A 2774-nucleotide genomic window follows, 5' to 3' on the forward strand; every position below is an offset into this window, starting at 1 on the left:
CAACCTATGGGAGCATTATATGGGCCTACTTAGAACTGCGTTCAAATTCATTAAATATTATTACTTCTCTTGAATCTTTACTGTGAAACTCTTTAATAATGGGAAGTTCGATTCTTTGTTCATTATTCTTATTAAAATCAATAACACAAATTGCCTTGTGACCAGCGTAAACTTTACTCACTGGTAGTAGTGTTGTACTATCTATTAATGAACTTATCTTACAATCAATACATCTGATATCATTAGGATTGTTCATTTCAAAAAAACGATTAAATACGTTATCAAGCTCGACATCATATTCCATAATTGATGTAAATACATGAATCGTATTCACATCAATATATAGATTTAAATAGTTATTTATTACTGTCTTCCATTTAATATCAATTTCCTTGGAAAATCGATCGATTTGCGTATAGATCAGTTCGGTTCTATAAAAATTAATAAAGTCTAGAGGGCATCGTCCTTGAAGTATAATTTGATTTATCATAACTTCCCGAAACTCCCCCTTTTAAATAATATTCTCTTGCCCTTTATTTCACATAACGTTCTTGTATTCACGAAGCCTTACTGCCTTAAGTGACCGAAGGGAACGGCCGCGATGCGGTTAGGCAGTGCAGGATTGTCCACTGATTCGGCTGCTTTTGGAAATGCTTCTTACGGACCGAGGGGCGTCAGCCCCGATGCGTGAATGCGGTGTTATCAGATGTTGGGGCCCTCCTCGAGTTCGCTAAAAAACTCTATTTTTTCGGGTTCTATAGGTTCTATTATTTTGAATAAGAATGATCTGTCATTTGTGTATTCTGTAATATAAGCCAGAGCATATTTTTGTTCCTCGATTAAACTAGGGATTTCTCTAGTATCAGACGAGTGATGACAATAGTTTTCAATCATAAACATGATAAAAAAACATTCTAGGTCGCGAATGTAATCCTTGCCTAGTTTGACTACGCTCTCATATCCTTGAATAAGCAACCATCGATGTTTAGGATAAAGCTCCAACAATGCAGCAGCCATATCATACAAATAGTATCCAAACCCACATCTTCCAAAATCAATTGGGTATGGGAGTCCGTTGTTAAACACAACGTTTCCGGAATGCAAATCCGCATGAATTAGACCGTAATTTCGAACATCTCGTTGCATGCTTTCCAATTGATGAATGATCTTATCTATGGCTTTTTGATATAGCATCCATGATCCGCCCGATAGAAATCGTGGATAATAACGCTCTAACTTGGTTATCTCTTTCCTAAAACTAGAAATCCCCCAATGAGGTCGAACAAAATTATGTGGTGCATCTAAACTTGCTGAGGTTTCATGCAGTTTCCCCATCATAACGCCAATGCTGGATACATGACTATCTGTGAACTCTTCACTCCAGCGCTCTCCCTCGACCCATTTCATTATTGTGACACAAGGTTTCCGATACCCCTCCTCTGTTTCACATTCCAAAACATAAGAACCATTGCGACTTATAATCCCTTCAGGTACTATCAAGTCACCTATTTTCCTTAATTCATGAAGAAAAACAAGTTCAGAAATGATTTCTTCTTTATTTACTCTTTCTGAATGAATGCGAAGTAAATAATTATCCATTCTGTTGGTCTCTATTTTGTATGTGATGGTATCTGATAATTGAATAAAACGAATACAATTCCATTCGATTTCATACTGTTGAATTGCCCTTAGAGCAACGTTCCTTGCTCGTGAGAGTAAACTTTGTCTTGTTTCGTCTGTATCAAAGTGGAAAAAAGGCTTCAAGAATTCACCTTCCCTGTTTTTAAATATTCTTGGCCCTAATTTCTGATAACGTTCTTGTATTCACGAACCCGAGAGGCTTAAGGTGCAAAGCGCCGGCTGCCTGCTTCCACTTCCCCGAAATGCCTCTGGCAGACCAAGCAGCGTAAGCTCCGCAGCGTGAATATGGTGTTAGCAGAAGTTAATGCCTTCCTTGAATATTCGTCTTTATAGTTTTGTAGCCCTTTACTGCTTTATCGATCTTTACTATCTTTGTAGTCTTTAACTGCCTTTTCGATCTTTATAATCTTCTCGTCCCTTTAACGGTTTTCGTTTTTATAGTCTTGTCGTCCTTTTACTGGTTTACCGCAATTTAATTCCTTTAGTCATGCTGCCTAACATCAATTATTCCTAGAATAAATATACCACTACCTCAAATATTTGGTAATGGTACTATTCGTTCTTTATTAAGCTTTGCCCCGATTGCATATAACGTTCTTGTATTCACGAACCCGAGAGGCTTAAAGGAGCATAGCGACTGGGTCGAAGACTTAGCCTCGTAGGGTTATCTGCCTGCTTCCACTTCCATGAAAAGCCTCGTTAGCGACCGCAGCGTGAATACGGTGTTATCCGATGGACCCCACTTCTTCGAATCACTTCCATAAGATCTTTAAATAATAGTCTATATATATATCTTGGTTTCTTCTCCGTTAAGGTAATACCCCTTATCGAAATACTCCCAGCCATATCTTTCATAGTAATTATCAAGTGTTGTACATAAATATAGTTTGTTATACCCCTTGCCTTTCGATATTGTTATTCCATGTTCTAGAAGTTTTCTTCCGATTGCTTTCCCTCTGTAATCCGGAGAAATGTATAGACATGCAAGCCACGGAAATAAATCTTGTCGACTAATTAGGGCTTGCTGAACAATTGCCCCCTAGGCTAATTGTGGCAGCAAGCCTCGACGAAGCAGCCATCGAAAAATAGATAAAAAGAGAAGCCGTAGCTTCCGTACATGTGGCTGAAACAAG

3 protein-coding genes are annotated in these 2774 nt (G+C 38.2%); all 3 read right to left on the minus strand.

Annotation, left to right across the window (positions count from 1 at the left end):
- Window positions 1-25: 25 nt before the first annotated feature.
- The 3 genes from CF651_RS31740 to CF651_RS33505 all read right to left on the minus strand — a co-directional run bounded on the left by CF651_RS31740 (window position 26) and on the right by CF651_RS33505 (window position 2674).
- On the minus strand, window positions 26-490 hold the full coding sequence (locus tag CF651_RS31740) for a hypothetical protein (RefSeq protein WP_094018871.1): 465 nt from the start codon (window positions 488-490) through the stop codon (window positions 26-28).
- 212 nt (window positions 491-702) lie between these two features.
- A complete protein-coding gene (locus tag CF651_RS31745) occupies window positions 703-1764 on the minus strand; it encodes a phosphotransferase enzyme family protein (RefSeq protein ID WP_094018872.1) in 1062 nt (353 codons plus the stop codon).
- A 658-nt stretch (window positions 1765-2422) separates the two neighbouring features.
- Complete coding sequence (locus CF651_RS33505; RefSeq protein WP_094018873.1) at window positions 2423-2674, minus strand: GNAT family N-acetyltransferase; 252 nt, start codon at window positions 2672-2674, stop codon at window positions 2423-2425.
- Between the last annotated feature and the right edge of the window lie 100 nt (window positions 2675-2774).

It is taken from the genome of Paenibacillus rigui (assembly GCF_002234615.1).
Taxonomy (GTDB): Bacteria; Bacillota; Bacilli; order Paenibacillales; family NBRC-103111; genus Paenibacillus_S; species Paenibacillus_S rigui.